The organism is Coleofasciculus sp. F4-SAH-05 (assembly GCF_040222985.1).
Classification (GTDB): domain Bacteria; phylum Cyanobacteriota; class Cyanobacteriia; order Cyanobacteriales; family Coleofasciculaceae; genus Coleofasciculus; species Coleofasciculus chthonoplastes.
In genome coordinates this window covers 1-17,416 of the sequence record NZ_JAVKBY010000173.1, presented here as the reverse complement: position 1 = coordinate 17,416, position 17,416 = coordinate 1, and the positions used below count along the sequence as shown (strand labels likewise).

The 17,416-nt window shown below is 45.9% G+C and carries 10 protein-coding genes and 1 tRNA gene; 9 read left to right on the top strand and 2 right to left on the bottom strand.

What is annotated here, in order from left to right; translation table 11 throughout:
• Positions 1-283: 283 nt before the first annotated feature.
• Positions 284-354: transfer RNA gene (locus RIG27_RS20735), tRNA-Cys, on the bottom strand.
• A 207-nt stretch (positions 355-561) separates the two neighbouring features.
• On the opposite strand from RIG27_RS20735, the gene RIG27_RS20730 reads away from it, so the two are divergent.
• From RIG27_RS20730 to RIG27_RS20700, 7 genes are all read left to right on the top strand, one after another.
• Positions 562-1,239, top strand: coding sequence for a DUF1449 domain-containing protein (locus RIG27_RS20730; RefSeq protein WP_446348277.1), 678 nt, complete (start codon positions 562-564; stop codon positions 1,237-1,239).
• A gap of 121 nt (positions 1,240-1,360) precedes the next feature.
• Positions 1,361-3,391 carry an SPFH domain-containing protein gene (locus RIG27_RS20725; RefSeq protein ID WP_446348275.1) on the top strand — a complete coding sequence of 677 codons (2,031 nt, stop codon included), beginning with the start codon at positions 1,361-1,363 and terminating at the stop codon, positions 3,389-3,391.
• A 232-nt stretch (positions 3,392-3,623) separates the two neighbouring features.
• Positions 3,624-4,787 (top strand): GuaB3 family IMP dehydrogenase-related protein, encoded by a 1,164-nt coding sequence (locus RIG27_RS20720; RefSeq protein ID WP_446348273.1) that lies wholly within the window; start codon positions 3,624-3,626, stop codon positions 4,785-4,787.
• Positions 4,788-5,073: 286 nt separating this feature from the next.
• Positions 5,074-5,397, top strand: a complete 324-nt coding sequence (trxA, locus tag RIG27_RS20715) for a thioredoxin (protein WP_446342129.1) — start codon at positions 5,074-5,076, stop codon at positions 5,395-5,397.
• A gap of 270 nt (positions 5,398-5,667) precedes the next feature.
• On the top strand, positions 5,668-6,486 hold the full coding sequence (locus RIG27_RS20710; protein WP_446348270.1) for a DUF928 domain-containing protein: 819 nt from the start codon (positions 5,668-5,670) through the stop codon (positions 6,484-6,486).
• 765 nt (positions 6,487-7,251) lie between these two features.
• Positions 7,252-12,891, top strand: a complete 5,640-nt coding sequence (locus tag RIG27_RS20705; RefSeq protein ID WP_446348268.1) for a CHAT domain-containing protein — start codon at positions 7,252-7,254, stop codon at positions 12,889-12,891.
• Positions 12,892-13,623: 732 nt separating this feature from the next.
• Positions 13,624-14,160: a cation:proton antiporter gene (locus tag RIG27_RS20700; protein ID WP_446348266.1), complete on the top strand. Its 537-nt coding sequence runs from the start codon at positions 13,624-13,626 to the stop codon at positions 14,158-14,160.
• Between the two features lie 439 nt (positions 14,161-14,599).
• On the opposite strand, the gene RIG27_RS20695 is transcribed toward RIG27_RS20700, so the two are convergent.
• Positions 14,600-15,151 carry a Uma2 family endonuclease gene (locus RIG27_RS20695; protein WP_446348264.1) on the bottom strand — a complete coding sequence of 184 codons (552 nt, stop codon included), beginning with the start codon at positions 15,149-15,151 and terminating at the stop codon, positions 14,600-14,602.
• A 272-nt stretch (positions 15,152-15,423) separates the two neighbouring features.
• On the opposite strand from RIG27_RS20695, the gene RIG27_RS20690 reads away from it, so the two are divergent.
• Together RIG27_RS20690 and RIG27_RS20685 are read left to right on the top strand one after the other, a co-directional pair.
• On the top strand, positions 15,424-16,629 hold the full coding sequence (locus tag RIG27_RS20690; RefSeq protein WP_446348262.1) for a Coenzyme F420 hydrogenase/dehydrogenase, beta subunit C-terminal domain: 1,206 nt from the start codon (positions 15,424-15,426) through the stop codon (positions 16,627-16,629).
• Positions 16,630-16,842: 213 nt separating this feature from the next.
• Positions 16,843-17,256 carry a hypothetical protein gene (locus RIG27_RS20685; protein WP_446348260.1) on the top strand — a complete coding sequence of 138 codons (414 nt, stop codon included), beginning with the start codon at positions 16,843-16,845 and terminating at the stop codon, positions 17,254-17,256.
• Positions 17,257-17,416 lie beyond the last annotated feature (160 nt).

The window sequence follows — 17,416 nt, the reverse complement described above, 5'->3', positions numbered from 1 at the left end:
CGATAGAGCATGATGCTGGCGTTCACATCAAGGTGTCATGACCCGTCTAACGTAGACTGCGGTGAGTCTTGGTCTGCACGTTCCGACTATGTAGAGATATGCATAGATATGCATAGTTCTGTATAGGTTTTTCGGAACGGTCTGAACTATAGATGTTTTTTATCCGTTGCGGATGCGATCGCGTCCTAGGAAAGCTCCTATATTGCACCTGACCCAAACCCCTAATTGCACGCCACCCGCCCAGGTTGGGGTACGAACACAATAGAGATTACCTTTTCCAAAAAGGCGGCACCCAGATTCGAACTGGGGATAAAGGCTTTGCAGGCCCCTGCCTTACCGCTTGGCTATGCCGCCGCATTGTTAGAGACGTACCATGGTACGTCTCTACATTAGGGATTATAGCCTATCTCATCCCGATGTGTCTGTTTCGCCAGGAATTCTTTTGGGCGAGCAAAACGTTAAGTATCTTAGCGGGGTGAAACCATTTTGTTCATTCCTCGCTAGTCTGAGAATATCCGTTAATAGAGCGTCCCGCTACAGTCGCGATCGCTACCTCGATCCATGCTATTCAACCTGCTTAACCTGCCTTACTGGATTTTCCTAGGGATGGGCATCCTCTTATTTCTCGTTGTCATTGTCTCCGGTGGTGGTGATGATGATTTTGATATCGATGCCGATGCGGATGCCGATGTGGATGCCGATGGCGATTTTGCCATGGGATCAATGTTCAGTTTTCTCGGTGTGGGTAAAGTCCCCCTGATTTTGTTACTCGCCACTGACTGTTGTCTAGTCGGAGTTTTTGGCTGGATGATTAATGTGGCGATCGCGAATGTCACGGGTACGATTCCCACAGGTTTATTCGGTGGTGTCGTCGGCGGCGCATCCCTGCTGCTGAGTTTATTCAGTGGTAGCTTAATTTCTCGCTTGGGTAAAATTTTCGCCGCCTTTGGTGAAGATACCAGTGGCGATCGCTTAATTGGTTGCCAGGGTACTGTCAGTACCACTTCAATTCCCCTGGAAAGCCAAGGCAAAATCGGTCAAGTGGATGTGATTGATCCCAGTGGTAATCTGGTGACGATTAATGCCACCCTTCCTCAATGGGCAAAAGTTATTCCCAATCGCGGTAATTACGTCTTAGTCATTGAACGACAACCAGAAAGCTACCGGGTGATTACTAAAGATAGTTCTGATCAACAGCAATGGTTGTCTAATTCGCCCCAACTTAAGGATTCACCTTAACAGATACATACACAACCCTTGTGTAAGGTTATAGCAAAATGTGATTCTTTTTACACAACCTTTAAATGTGTATGATTCCCAAGCTTTAATAAAACCTATAGAGTATTAATCGCTAACTACCATGTCACAATCATCTACTTCCTCAACGTCCCAGCCTGTCCCAGTATCCTCTACCCTGGCACAACTTCCCAGTGGTATTCTCTTTTTTCCCGGTTTGATTGGCGCACTCATTGTATTGCTTCTCGCCGGCTTATGGTCGTACAAACTGATTTATAAAATCACTCCCAATAACGAAGCATTTGTCAGAACGGGCGGATTGTTCGTCAAAAAGAAATCCGTTATTCTTTATGGCGGTTGTATCGTTTTACCCGGTTTTCATGAACTGACCCGTGTCCCCTTACGGGAAATTTCCATTGATGTGGAACGGACTGGAAATCTAGCCGTGCGGACTCAAGACTACCTGCGGGCAAATATGCGAGCAACCTTTTATGTCTGTATCAATGCCGATCAAGAGGATGTGTTAATCGCTGCTGCCCGACTCTCGAAACAAGGACGAGTTTCTACGGAAGATATTAAAGAAGCCCTAGAAAAACGAGCAGATGATGCAATTCGAGCCGCTGCGAAGAAGAAGAGTTTACCGGAAATTGATTCGGATAAACTTGGATTTGCCGATGAAGTATTGAATCTGATTCAGCCGGATCTAAAAAAAGTTGGCTTAACCCTGAATAATATCGCCATTTCTGAGATCGAAGAAAGCGATATATACGATACCAATAACTTCTTCGATGCCCAAGGGGTACGCCTGCGAACCGAAACCATTCAACGCTCCATCCAACAAAAACGGGAAGTTGAACTGAGTACCCAGGTAAGAATTGAACAGCAGGAACTTGATGCCGAAAAGCAATCCCTGCGAATCGTCAAAGAAAAAGAAGAAGCGTCACTAGGACAACAACTAGAGGTAGAATCCCTAAAATCCCAGCGACAACGGGAAATTCAAGAAGCCAAAGACCGAGAAGCCGCCACCGTACAACGGACGAAGATTTTACAAGATAAGTCCGTTGAAGAAGAAGAAATTCGCCGCAAACTCTCGGTTCAAGAAAACCAAATTCAAGCTGATATTGCCCTAGAGGAACGGAATAAACAGCTAAAAGTCGCCCAAACCTTGCAAAAACAGGAAGCAGAAATTGCTGAAATTACCCGTCAACAAACCGTCGATTCCTCCCGCCTAGAAGCCCAAGTTCGGGTAGCTGAAGCCGAACGCTTGTCGAAAGTCGCGAAACAGGAAGCCGCGATCGCGATCGCCAATAAAGAACGGGAACGCTTTGTATCAGAAGCCGAACGCGCTGAAGCGGAATCGGGTGTGGTTACGGCTACGGAGATTGAAAAAGCAGAACGGGAAAAACGCCTATCCCTGATTACAGCGGAACAAGAGGCAGAAAAACGGCGGATTGCTGACCAAAACGTGGTTGAGATTGATGTCTTCCGCCGTCGTCGTCAAGCGGAAATTGCCCGTCAAGCGGCAGAATTAGAAGCCGACTCCATTCGCACCTTAGCCCAAGCGAATCGGGATAAAGCCCTGGCTGAAGCTGAAGGGAAACGGGCAATCATTGAAGCCGAGAATACGTTGAGTGACTCCAAGTTAAGCGCCCAAGTGCTGACCACAATTTGGCCCGGTTTGGTAGACAAACTCCCAGAAATTGCCAAAGCCTTAGCGCCACAACCGGGAATTTTGGGAGATACCCGAATTTTCGCGTTCCCCGGTATGAATGGCAGTAATGGGAATGGTCATGGGAATGGCATGGGTGATATTAACAAACTGTTACTCTCGACCAGTGGCTTATCGTTAATCAACACACTTCTGGATGAAGGGAAGCTAGGAAAGTTAATTGGTCAGGTGAGTCAGTTGGTGCGAAATAATCCCAGCCAAAATGGAGGGAATGAAAGCCATAATACCCCAGAGTCCTCAGCCGAACTGGAGACTCAAGCCTTAGTCAAGCGGCAAACACCGCCAGCCCCTCCTCCGTCAAAATCTCCTGGACAACGACAACCCTCGTCCTCAGCAGCGAAACTTGTCGAACCGTCTCAAACCAAGAGTGATGAGGGTTCTACGCCACCGCATCGTGCATCTGGGGCAAAGAGCGATCGCTCTTGATCCTAGAACTCGTCATAATTAAGGCACAGGAGCTGGGGGAGCAGAGGGAGCTGGGGGAGCTGGGGGAGCTGGGGAAGAGGATTACCAATCAACAATGAACCATGAACAATCAACAAATGACGAATGACGAATGACAAATGACAAATGACAAATGACAAATGACAAATGACAAATGACGAATGACAAAATTTGATACCCTAGCTTAAATAGTCTTGGGAACGAGTAGAGAAGCGTGGATATTCAAATTGGGCGAGGTAAGACAGCTCGCAGAGCTTATGGCATCGATGAAATCGCACTAGTCCCCGGACAACGGACGCTAGACCCTAATTTGGCAGACACCCGTTGGCGTTTGGGGAGCATCGAACGAGAAATTCCGATCATTGCCAGTGCGATGGATGGCGTGATCGATGTACGAATGGCAGTGATCCTATCTGAGATGGGAGCGCTAGGGGTGCTTAACCTCGAAGGCATTCAAACCCGTTATGCTGACCCTAATCCGATATTAGAGCGAATCACCTCGGTGGGTAAGTCAGAATTCGTTAATCTGATGCAGGAGTTGTATGCCGAACCGATTAAACCGGAATTAATCAGCCAGCGAATTCAGGAAATCAAAGACCAAGGTGGAATTGCGGCGGTGAGTGCGACGCCTGCTGGCGCGATGAAATACGGTGAAATTGTCGCCTCAGCGGGTGCTGATTTATTCTTCATACAAGCCACTGTGGTGTCCACGGCTCACCTGTCGCCAGAGTCAGTCACCCCCCTAGATTTAGCCCAGTTCTGCCAGGATATGCCAATGCCCGTGGTTTTGGGCAATTGTGTCACCTACGAAGTTGCCCTGAACTTAATGAAAGCTGGTGCGGCGGCTGTTTTAGTGGGAATTGGTCCGGGTGCGGCTTGTACCTCGCGGGGAGTTCTGGGTGTGGGAGTTCCCCAGGCGACGGCGGTGGCGGATTGTGCGGCTGCCCGTGACGACTATCATCAAGAGACAGGTAATTATGTGCCAGTTATTGCGGATGGCGGGTTAATTACGGGGGGAGATATCTGTAAATGTATCGCTTGTGGCGCAGATGCGGTGATGATTGGCTCTCCTCTGGCTCGTGCCAAAGAAGCCCCCGGACGTGGGTTTCACTGGGGAATGGCAACCCCTAGCCCGGTTCTGCCTCGAGGAACGCGCATTCAGGTGGGAAGTACAGGAACATTACAAGAAATTCTGATTGGACCAGCCCAACTCGATGATGGCACTCATAATCTTTTAGGTGCGCTGAAAACCAGTATGGGAACCTTGGGCGCTAAGAACTTGAAAGAAATGCAGCAAGTGGAGGTCGTGATTGCGCCATCCTTGCTGACAGAAGGGAAAGTTTACCAGAAAGCGCAGCAGTTGGGAATGGGCAAATAAAATTTGTGGGGTTGATAAACTACCCCAAACCCCACTGATGTAAGTTAACATGGAAAAGACGGAAGAAATTCCGTTCACTCCTCACACCACACTCCGCCCGGACTGAGTTCGGGCGGTTCCTTTTTGGGGGTTAAGCCCCAATGTCAGGGCAGTTTAACATCTTAATGGATGAAATGTGAAAATTTATGTCTAAATATATACTTTTTTGGCAAGGGAACGCTCAGTTTTCTCTGTGGTAAAATATCCCAAGACACATAGAAAATAGTACACGCAAGGATTTCCAGGCATGTCAACAGCCGTAGCAGTTACAGACGCCAGTTTTAAGCAAGACGTCCTAGATAGTGACGTTCCCGTTTTAGTAGATTTTTGGGCACCTTGGTGTGGTCCATGTCGGATGGTCGCCCCTGTGGTCGATGAAATCGCCCAACAGTACGAAGGTCAGATTAAAGTTGTGAAGCTCAACACTGACGAAAATCCTAATGTAGCCAGTCAGTATGGGATTCGCAGCATTCCTACCTTAATGATTTTTAAAGGAGGGGATCGAGTCGATATGGTTGTGGGCGCAGTTCCGAAAACGACGCTAGCAAACACTCTAGAAAAGTATCTGTAATCGATTATCGATTATCGATTATCGATTAAGCCTTAAGCCGAGTTGGGTTAAGGCTTGTTAGGCTTGCAGGCGCGATGGGTCGCTACATCTACAAAAAGCCTGTAAGCTCTCGTTCAGATTGGCAAAGATAACCCAAAAGCCACAAAAGCGGTGAAAAGCGGGGTAAATTGCCAATCTTGGAATCATTATCTGTTTTTCTATCGTAAATCCGGATGAAGACACGGGCACTTGTACTAAGTAAATGTCTAAATCTATAGACTTTACTAAGTCATGACTAGGATACCTATATCGCCTCAACCCATTAAACGTGTTGTGGCGATCGCATCAATCGTGGTTGGTTGTCTGGTTAGTCCGATTCCGACTTACTCTCAACCGACCAACTCAGCGAGTAATACTCCCTCGCTGCAAGATATGCTTGAGTTTAATCTAGATCTATCGGGTCGGGGAAGCCCCCGTTCCGGTAATCGTACAGGTGGCGCGAGTCGTAGTCTCTGTGGGGGAAGTCAATCTGGAGAATCTCTGTTCGCCCTAATTCCCGATACCAATGTGGGATTAACGGTAGAGGAACATCCTACCTTCTGGTTTTATGTTCCCGATGGCGCAAAGAAATTCCACTCGATGAAATTTGCCCTCTGGAGTGATCAGGGGGAGAAAGTGTACGAAACCACCTATCCTGTGACGAATGCCCTACCCGGTGTGATGAGTATCACTTTACCGCCCAGCACACCTGCACTCCAGGAAAACCAATACTACAACTGGATTTTTACCGTTTACTGTGAAGATCCCCAACAGGCGGCGGTTCGCAGTGATCCCAAACGAGTCCGAGTTAGAGGTTCCATCCAACGTGTTCCTTTAACGGCTGAACTCCAACAAGGATTGAATCGGGCGTTGACTCCCCGCGATCGCGCCGTTGTTTTAGCCCGAAATGGGATTTGGTTTGACTCTCTCACCCTGATCGGCAATCTTCGCCGTACTCAGACTGCCAATTACGCCCTGGCGATGGATTGGATTAACTTGTTAGAGGATATTGAACTCGACGCGATCGCATCCAAACCCATTACTGAATGCTGTAGTGCTTCGGCGCGGTAATCCCCAACTGTTTCTAGCGGTTCTCAATTGAGAATTATCAATCACCCTGTCCTTTAACTAGGGTTGCTTGTCTTCCATCATTGCCAAAAACCGCTATATCTAGTGGATGTTCGCCATTCCACGTTAAACACGAGATATCAGCGACTTGATTTGAACCCGTAAGACCCCGCTACACTATCCTCGTTCGATCATTCGCTTTCCCACTCTAGCTGTTCTCTTGTACCCAACAGACAACAGCTTATTGCATTGCCCCTAATTTTGATTCGATAGCCGCCTGACCCTTGAAACAGTGTGCTATAAAGAAGTAGATTGGACATTTTGTCTAAAGTAGTCAGCGGTGTATCACTAAATACTGTGGCTTTTTTGTCCAATGATTTAGTATTTTGTTGTCCTTTGAGAATATAGGTTGGTGGCTGACCATAATTGAGTCATCTCGGCAAAGAGATTCCAAGTTCTGAATTTCTTTGATAGGTATCTATTGTGCATTTGCCTAGGTTCACCATAGCTGAAACCGATAACAGATAGCCCAGGTTGATTATTCAGATATTTTCGACGATAATTCAACCGCAATAGTAATTCAACCGCAATAATTTTGGTGTCTCTTTAAAAGTCAACGTACTAACGTACTATTTGATAGCTGAGTAATCGTATTGGGATTCGGTGCGGCTTCTAGTTAGAACTTACCTTATTTAGGGTTGAGTGGAATCCTGTCTGTCAAGTTCTAATACATCAGTTCTACTTATTCCACGGAGTTTTGTAGCCCCTATGATTAATTCTGCAATGAAAGGAGCAATCCTGCTGTTGGCTACCTTACCCATTTTGGGTGCGACTAGCATACAGCCAACTCAGGCAATATCGATCCGTCTCGATATGAATAAAACAGACGTACCGATTGTTCCTCAGTTTAACCCTGACTCTCTATTGAGAAACACCTCAATTACTCAGCCATACCCACCCACTACTTTTGTTAAAGATTACATTTTAACCAAAGAAGCCACACCGATCAACCCCCCAAGTCTAATTGTGGCTCAGTCCGTTACCGGGGCAGGTGATGGGACAGGTACAACGGTTGAGCAAAACAGTAACCAATTTAACATCGACGGTGGCACATTTTCCGGAGATGGGGAAAATCTATTTCACAGTTTCCAAGACTTTGGTCTTTCATCGGGTGAAATTGCCAATTTTCTGTCTAATCCTCAAATTCGCAATATTTTGGGTCGGGTAGTTGGTGGGGAAGCTTCAATTATTAATGGTTTGATTCAAGTTACCGGGGGCAACTCGAATTTATTTTTAATGAATCCGGCGGGGATTGTATTTGGGGCGAATGCCAGTTTAAATGTTCCCGCATCGTTTACCGCTACAACCGCGACAGGAATTGGTTTTGCGGGAGATCAGTGGTTTAATGTCTTTAGTGAAAATAATTATCAGACGTTAATCGGTGATCCCAATCAGTTTGCCTTTGATTTAGCTCAACCCGCCACTCTCATTAATGGCGGAAATCTCGCTGTATCAGAAGGGCATAATTTAACCCTACTGGCAGGAAATACGATTAATACCGGGCAACTGACTGCACCGGGTGGCACAATTACAATGGCGGCTGTACCGGAATCCAATCGGGTGCGGATCAGTCAACCGGGACAATTATTAAGTTTAGAAATTGTACCATCTACCAATGAGAATGGGGAGATAGAGGCAATTGATCCCTTGGATTTGCCAAGGCTGCTGACGGGTACAGAGGAAAGCGTAGAGACGGGATTAACCGTTACGGATACAGGTCAAGTACAGCTTCAGGAGTCTGGTATCACTGTACCAACCGAAGCCGGGGTTGCGATCGCGTCGGGTACGCTAGATGTTTCTCATGCATCTCCTACTGTCGATTCCCAGTCGGTGAATGTGTTTGGCAACAAAGTTGGTGTATTTGATGCCACAATTAACGCCTCTGGGATGTATGGCGGCGGAACAGTACGACTTGGTGGCGACTATCAAGGTCAAGGTACGTTTAATGCGTCTCAAACTCTAGTCAGTGAAAACTCGCTGATTACGGCTGATGCTGGAGTACAGGGGACAGGCGGTGAGGTGTTTGTTTGGGCAGATGACGTTACGGGCTTTTATGGAACCATTAGCGCCCGTGGTGGAACGGAAGTGGGAGATGGGGGATTTATAGAGGTTTCTGGCAAAGAATTGCTGATTTTTACAGGTCATGCTGATGCGGGAGCAATTAACGGTCAACCGGGTACGTTATTGCTTGATCCTAAAAATATCACGATTGGAGATGCAAATTCACCCTTAGCGATACGCTTTAATCCTGATCCTTCATCAACGGAAAATCAGTTTGGTTATTCAGTTGCGGCGCTAGGTTCAGACGTACTCGTAGGTGATCCGGGATACGATGAAAGCGGAAAAAAAGACGTAGGTATTGCCTATTTGTTTGATGGTAGTACAGGAATAGAACTAGATACGTTCACCAGTCAAGATAAAACCGACAATGGTCGATTCGGTTTTGCTATAGCTGGGATGGGATCAGATAAAGTTATCGTTGGTGCGCCGGGAGAGAACGGAAAAGAAGGAAGGGCTTATTTATTTGATCGCGATGGACTCATACAAACTTATACAAACCCAAATTCCTCGACGACTACAGGTGACACTCAATTAGGCTTCGGCTACTCTGTCGCCGCTGTGGAGTCAAATGTTCTAGTCGGCGCTCCAGGAGATGATCACAACGAAATAACAGATTCAGGTGCTGCTTATTTATTTAATGGCGATAGTAATACAGCAAAAGCATCGTTTTTCAGTTCTAATCCTGTAGCTGGTGGTCAATTTGGCTATTCGGTAGCTGGCGTGGAATCCGATGTGCTGGTGGGAGCGCCTAGAGAAATGGCAGTGGACAAAGATGCTAACAACCGAACTGCAGGTGCGGTTTATTTATTTAGCAATAGTAACCCTAATCAAGCACAACGTTTGATCAGTCCCCGTCCAACAGATAGCGGGCGGTTTGGTCATTCAGTAGCCGCGATGGGGTCGCAAATACTGGTGGGCGCTCCTCAGGATAATCTGGGAGACGGAGTTCAAGGTGCTGTCTATTGGTTTAATCAAGATGGCGAGTTGCAAAATACTTTTTCGACCCGACCTAATTCTTCAAATAACGGTCAATTTGGTCATTCAGTAGCGGTAGTAGAATCGGCGGAGTCTGCATTAGGGTTTAACGTTGTTGTCAGCGCCCCTGGGGAAAATGCTACCTATTTATATGAACCCCTGTCTGATTCTGATACTGGGCGTTTGTGGCAAACCTTTCCTAAGCCTCCGGAGTCACCCAGCAATTTTGGTAATGCGGTTGCTGGGGTAGGAACAACTGTGGTGGTGGGTTCACCAGGAAACATGAACAATGAAGACAATGTTTCCTTGTTTGCCTCCAGCTTCAAGTTTGATGATAATCGTGACCAATCTGTGACTATTGATGTCGCTACTATTACCAACATTACTAACACGGGAACCGAAATTGAGTTTCAAGCAAACAATGACATTACTGTAAATGAGTCAATTATCACTGACAATCAAAACGGAACTGGAGGCTCGCTGAAATTAAGATCAGGTCGAAGTATTTTTGTCAATGCTAATATCACCACAGATGATGGGAATTTAACATTAGTTGCCAATGATCGCGATGCCATTCAAGACTATCGTGATCCTGGCGACGCTTTTATAGAAATAGCTGATGGCTTCACACTAAATTCGGGGAGTGGCGATATATATCTTCAACTCGATCCAGGGGAAGAAAGGGGAGATATTAATGTTCTCGGCGAGATTATTACTCAGACAGGAGATCTGATTGTAGAACATAATAATCCTACAGGTGGAAATGTCAATATTGGAGAAACGGCAACGATTAACGTCGGTGGAGATGTTGATATTACAACCATGGGCAGTAATATTATTGCCAGTGGAAATGTGGAGACGACTAACGGAGAGATGAGTTTTGCCAGTCAAGGAGGCGATATAGAAATTCAGAGTGGTGGTAATGTCTCTACCAATACTGGTGAGATTAATTTCGCTAGTCAAGGGGGCGATATAGAAATTCAGAATGGGGGTAATGTTTCTACTAATGGGGGTGAAATTCGTTTCAACAGTCAGGGGGGAACAATTCAGGTTGATACGGCGTTCACGCTGACGGGTGAAACGTTCTTGTCTACAGGTAATGGAACTGGAGATATTCGGTTTAATAATCGTCTCGATGGGACGCAAAATCTCACACTGACGGCGGGAACGGGTAATGTGCTCTTTGAGGGACAAGTCGGTAGCGATACACCTGTGGGAAATCTGACTATTGCTAGTGCGAGGAATGTAACGGCAAAAGACGCGATCGCAGCCACTAGCTTTACACATCAATCAGGAACTGGCACAGTTAATCTGAGCGATTTACAACTATTCAATGGAGATTTAGAACTCAACACCAGTGATGGCTTGATAGTCGGCAATATTACCGCAACTGAAGGCAATGTAGAATTAAGAGCAACGAACAATATCACTGTAGAAAATATCACAACGTCTGGTGGCACAATTAACCTCACCAGTGAAGCCGAAGACATTAATACGGGTGACTTGAATTCTTCTGCCGCCACGGGTGGCGATATTACCGTAAATGCGAATATCAGTATTACCACTGAAGCAATTAATTCTAGTGGCACTGAAGGCGATGGCGGTAACGTTACTCTCGATCCCCTGGAAGATATTACCGTCAATTCTATTAATGCCCAAGGCGGAAGTAATGGTCAAGGTGGTGATGTTGACATGACTACGCAACGATTCTTTCAAGCAACAGGAAGCTTTACCGATCAAAATGGGATAGAAGCTAGTATTTCTACAGCAGGCGGTAACGGTGGCGGCGATATTACGATTCGTCATGATGGTGGCGCACAGGAGGTGATTGAGCCTTTTGTTGTCGGTAATGGCAATACGAATGGTACGGCACAAGCCATTACCAGTGGAGAGTTTACGATTGCACCTGTTCAGTCATTTCCGGGAAGTTATACGCTCGGTAATATCCGGATTATTACAACTGACCAGACGTCTAATCCACCCGCTAACCCACCAACTTCTTTTAATGTAAATCTGAACAACTTTAAAAAAGATTTTCAAGACCCCCTAGACCCTCTTGATCAGCCTAATGCCTTAGATCAAGAGCCAATTATCAACGCTGATGTTTACAAAATAGAGCGCTACTTTACCCAGGCATTTGAGAAACAACTGGGAATGGAGGCGGAAAAAATCCTCACCTTGGATGAAATCCGCAATCGCTTGCGTAGCATTGAAGTGGCGACTGGGGTCAAACCTGCTGTAATTTATGGGGTTTTTGTACCGAGCAGCACGAACTCAGAAATGGAATTAGAACTGATGCTGGTAACAGCGGATCGGGATGTTATTACCAAGCGAGTGTCAGGGGCTAAACAGTCTGATGTCCTGAATACAGGACAGAACTTTCGTCAAGAAATTATTGATGGTGGGTTTGGATATTTAGATGACGCCAAACAACTGTATCAATGGATGGTAGCCCCCTTAGAAACAGATTTACAAGAAACAGGAATTGAGAATTTAGTATTTATTCTCGATGAAGGGTTGCGCTCATTACCCATAGCCGCTATCCATGATGGAAATGACTTTATTGTGCGGCGATATAGTGTGAGTTTGATGCCCAGTGTGAGTCTCACAGATACCCGTTATGCCAATATTAAAACGATGCCTGTTTTGGCAATGGGTGCTTCAGATTTTCCCGATAATCCTCTTCTGGAACAATTACCAGCAGCGGCGGCTGAAGTATCGATTCTGACTAATACATTATGGCGTGGTCAAGCCTTTCTCAATGAGAATTTTACAGTTAACAATCTCAAGGCACAACGAGAAGAAAAACCCTTTGGCATTATTCACCTGGCTACCCATGCAGAATTTGAACCGGGCGCACCCAGTAATTCCTATATTCAGTTGTGGGATACTAAGGTAAAATTAGACGAAATTCGTAGTTTAGGCTGGCATGATCCGGCTGTAGAATTAGTGGTATTGAGTGCTTGTCGTACTGCTTTAGGTGATCCGAGTGCCGAACTGGGGTTTGCTGGTTTTGCGGCTAAAGCTGGAGTTAAATCAGTATTAGCCAGTTTATGGTACATCGAGGATTGGGGAACGTTGCCAATGATGGCAGAGTTTTACAATAATCTGGATGATGCACCGATTAAAGCGGAAGCATGGCGACGGGCGCAAGTGGCAATGATTGAAGGAAAGGTTAAGTATGAAGACAATCAATTAATCTTGTCGGATAAAGCCATTACTTTGCCAATTGCTGATGCTAAGCCTGGTAACCCTGACTTATCTCATCCCTATTACTGGTCAGCATTTAGTATTGTTGGTAATCCTTGGTAAATAGAAGAGGTGCGGAGGTGCGGAAGTGCAGATGAGACATAAGATGATGAGCTTTCTTTTCTAGAATTCCTTATTCCCTGTTCCCTGTTATCCGTACTTCATTAACCACCAAATCCAGTTTGAGTAGAGGGCGACCCGACCTCATTGAATGGACTGGTGTTGTTAATTGATGCAAGCGGGTCGCCCCTACAGGGGTTAACCTCCAAAGATGCTGTAATTTTATTCTCAAGAAATACGTTCTGACCCAAGGGTTTGATATGTTGTTTTTGTCAGTTATCTTCTTCTGACAATAGGGGGAACATGGGAAAATCAGGCAAAGTCCCTCGGCAAGTTTTAGCCAGATGTCATGAAACGTAAACTCCTTGGATGACTGAACAGCTTATCCCATAGAACTTGTAGTTTGAATAGAGGGCGACCCGACCTCATTGAATGGACGGGTGTTGTGAATTGATGTAAGCGGGTCGCCCCTACAGGTTGTTATATCCTGTTCACCCCTCTTCTATTCTCGTTGACATACCTTGCGAGCAACATCTCTCTTTCAAAAGGAGGATGTTCTAGGAACAAATACTGACTTATTAATAGTAAGGATACTCAACCACATACGCGATTAGTCCTCTGGAGAGGTCAACTACCCCGCTCATGCTTACCCCCAGCTTAAGTTCTCAGATGAGAGTGCGATCGCGAAATTGGAAGCGAGTTTTGCTCGTGGCGTATATGAATTAGGAGGGTCAAGTGGCGAAGCGTCCTAATCACTCGAGACGACGACAACACAACACAACGTTTCTGGGGAAAATAAAAGATAAATCCATTCGTAAAATTAAAGCCCGCACGGAAGAAAATTTAAGTGTTTTATATGGCTTGACATTGATGGGGTTTGTCTCCTTTGACTCCTTATATGAACTGTTTACGCCGTTCTTTTTCATTGGTATTGGCTTGAAAATTAACCCCAGTGCGCTAACGGCGGCTTTAGGAATGGGAGGAATTCTCCTTGTCGCCGCCGTACTTGGCAAACTCATTGGTGCGGGGGGTCCCACGTTGTTAACCACAGGTTGGACGGGTGCTGCGTTAATCGGCGTTAGTATGGTGCCTCGCGCCGAAATTACCATGATTGTCATGGGTAAGGGACTCTCATTGGGAGAGTGGGCGGTATCTAATCAGGTTTTCGCCGCCATGGTTGTTGTATCTGCGGTGACTAGCATCCTAGCACCGATTATTCTGCGTTCATTGCTGAACAAATTGCCTGAAATTCCAACAGGAGTAAGTAACTGATGCCTATTTCACCGCAGCTTATTGTCTGGATTGCGATCGCGTTAGTGCAAGTCAGCCTACTGGCTATCGCACCGTTGTTAATTCACTGGCTTTCTTTACTCCCTTAACTATTAGGAAATTATCCTATTTTAAATTAGATGAACTCTGGCACATTTAGAACCTTAAAAACTTAAATAAGGGCGGGTTTAGTTACCTAGATACCAACAAAAAACGTTAATAGTAAAACCCGCCCCTACAGTTCTGAAAACTTTTTTATCGGAGCATCACCATGAACAATATAACGATAGAAGCTGAGTATGTCGGAAAGCCTGTGATCGTTGCTGAGGCTGTCGAAGTGTTAGATATTCCCTAGAATTGTGGGTGAAAAACTCTACTCCCTGAAGGGGTGACAAGAGACGTGAAGGATAGGCAGGGTGTGGGATGTCGGGAAGATAAACAGTTAAAATTCTGGCGACCACAAATCAACAATAGCGACCTCAAAACCAGGAAGTAAATCAGGAATCGTTAGTACATCACCATCGCTTAAAACTTTAACCTCGGAGTCAGGACGATAAATTTCGACCCGACGCCGTTGCGGATTCATCAAAATACCAACTTTTGTTCCCTGCTCCAGAAAAAATTGAATCTTGTCTCTCAACGATTTTAAGGTATCTGTTGGTGACTTTACCTCAACCATTAAATCAGGAGCCAGTTCCGCAAACGAACGAGGACTTTTAGGTAACCGTTCCGCTAAAACAAAAGAAACATCAGGCGCTCTGACATTAGAATTTGGTAGATCAAAACCTGCACTAGAAGCTGTCACCCGACCAAGCTTTTGAGGTCTTACCCAATTACCTAAAACCCGGACAAATTCGGCGACGACTTCATCTGACTCATAACCCGATGGACTCATAATTACGATTTGCCCGTCAACCAACTCCATGGGATACTCAGGATGTTCTGCTTGTAATTTCTCCAAGTCTTTGCGGGTCAGAGCTGTCAGAGAAGCCATAGAACCTCTTTGAGTCTACATCTAGAATGATTTATAAATCCATTGTATTACCGTTGAGCGCAACTCAGTATTAGGCTTAATGGCACTGAAATAAGCATTTTAGAATCGCCTTAACCTTTAATATACCGTAGTGCTCGGCTTCGCTCAACCCGCTCGGCTTCGCTCAACCCACCAGCATATCAGTCAGTGGCATTCGTATTAGGCTCTTATCCCCAACGACGAACTAAGATATCGTGAGAGAAGAACTCCCGTTAAGAGAAAATCCTTTTTCAATGACTGCGACTACTCCCAACTCCGCCAAACACAAAAAAGCCAAAGCCTTGAAACCAGGGACGATCCGCCCTGCCAAGGAACTCTGTAGCGAATGTGGTCTGTGTGATACATACTATATTCATTATGTCAAGGAAGCTTGTGCCTTTCTTAACCAACAGATTCCCGAATTAGAAACCCAAACTCATGGACGTAGCCGGAATCTGGATAATCCCGATGATTGGTATTTCGGTGTTAACCAGGACATGATGGCGGCGCGGAAACTTCAACCCATTGAAGGGGCGCAGTGGACAGGAATTGTCAGCACCATTGCCATTGAAATGCTCACCAGTGGCAAAGTTGAAGGCGTCGTCTGTGTGCAGAATACCAAAGAAGACCGTTTTCAACCGATGCCGATTATCGCCCGAACGCCAGAAGAGATTCTCGCCGCCCGGGTGAATAAGCCAACCCTGTCTCCTAACCTGTCAGTCTTAGAACAAATTGAACAGTCGGGGATGAAACGCCTATTAGTGATTGGCGTCGGCTGTCAAATTCAAGCATTACGGGCGGTGGAAAAAGAACTGGGCTTAGAAAAACTCTATGTTCTGGGGACGCCCTGTGTGGATAATGTCACCCGCGCTGGCTTGCAGAAATTCCTAGACACCACCAGTAAGTCTCCTGATACAGTTGTGCATTACGAGTTTATGCAGGACTTTCAAGTTCACTTTAAGCATGAAGATGGTTCAATTGAGAAAGTCCCCTTCTTCGGATTGAATACCAAAGAACTTAAGGATGTATTTGCCCCATCTTGCATGAGTTGTTTTGATTACGTCAACTCCCTAGCCGATTTAGTTGTCGGTTACATGGGCGCCCCCTTTGGTTGGCAATGGATCGTGGTGCGAAATGACCGGGGACAGGAAATGCTGGATCTGGTGCAAAATCAGCTAGAAACACAATCGGTTACGTCTAAGGGCGATAGACATCAAGCCGTGCAACAAAGTATTCCGGCGTATGATAAAGGCGTCACCTTACCGATGTGGGCAGCTAAATTAATGGGGGTGGTGATTGAAAAGATTGGTCCAAAAGGATTGGAGTATGCTCGTTTCTCGATTGACTCCCACTTTACCCGCAATTATCTCTATGTGAAGCGCCATCACCCAGAGAAATTAGCGGCGCATGTGCCAGAGTTTGCCAAGCGAATTGTGGGACAGTATACTTTACCTGATTAAGAGAGTTATCGCTCAAGCAAGTCGGGTTACGTTGCGGCTTAACCAATCAGTATCAAGCGCAACTAACCCTGACTCAATCGATAGGGTATAGTTTCAGCAAAACGCGATCGCCCGATCAAAAATATCACGACAATCCAACTCTTATCAATTCTGTTATATAGCGCGTCTAAATGCAAGGCGAAATCTTTTTGTTCCCTGTTCCCGACAAAACCAATGCCGTCCAAAACCTTTATTGTTCGCGCCCACGCTAGAACCATTCATACCCGCCCAGTCACATTCATCTGTGCCAAGTGCCATCAGGCGACGACTCGCGAATGTTATCCGGGTACGCCACCGAAATACTGTCTCAACTGTGCGCCGAAGAAGAAGAAAGCGTCAGCCACCCGAAAACCGGAAAAGGGCATGTTTAAACCCACCCATCACTTGGTTGCTCACAGGACAGGTGAACAGATACCCGTGTGCTTAGAAACCTCTCCTGATCCGGGATGGTTCTGGGTGCGTACTGCCCTCGATTGGTTTTCCGGAGAGTCGATTATTCAATATCACCAACATAAGGGATTATATAGTCGAGACAAACCCTTGGCGGATTACTCCTTGGAGGAGATAGCCTCTACCACAGGGATTTAACGGTTGCTAATCCTCGGCGTCTTGAACGAAAGTTGAGCGCAGTCCCTATCTAGAATCTTTGATTTAGATGGGGTTAGCGAAACAAAATAGCTTGTTAAGTGCCCAATAATACTATACAATAGTATCAGGTACGGCGGCAGTTTGTTAACTTGTTCGGCAC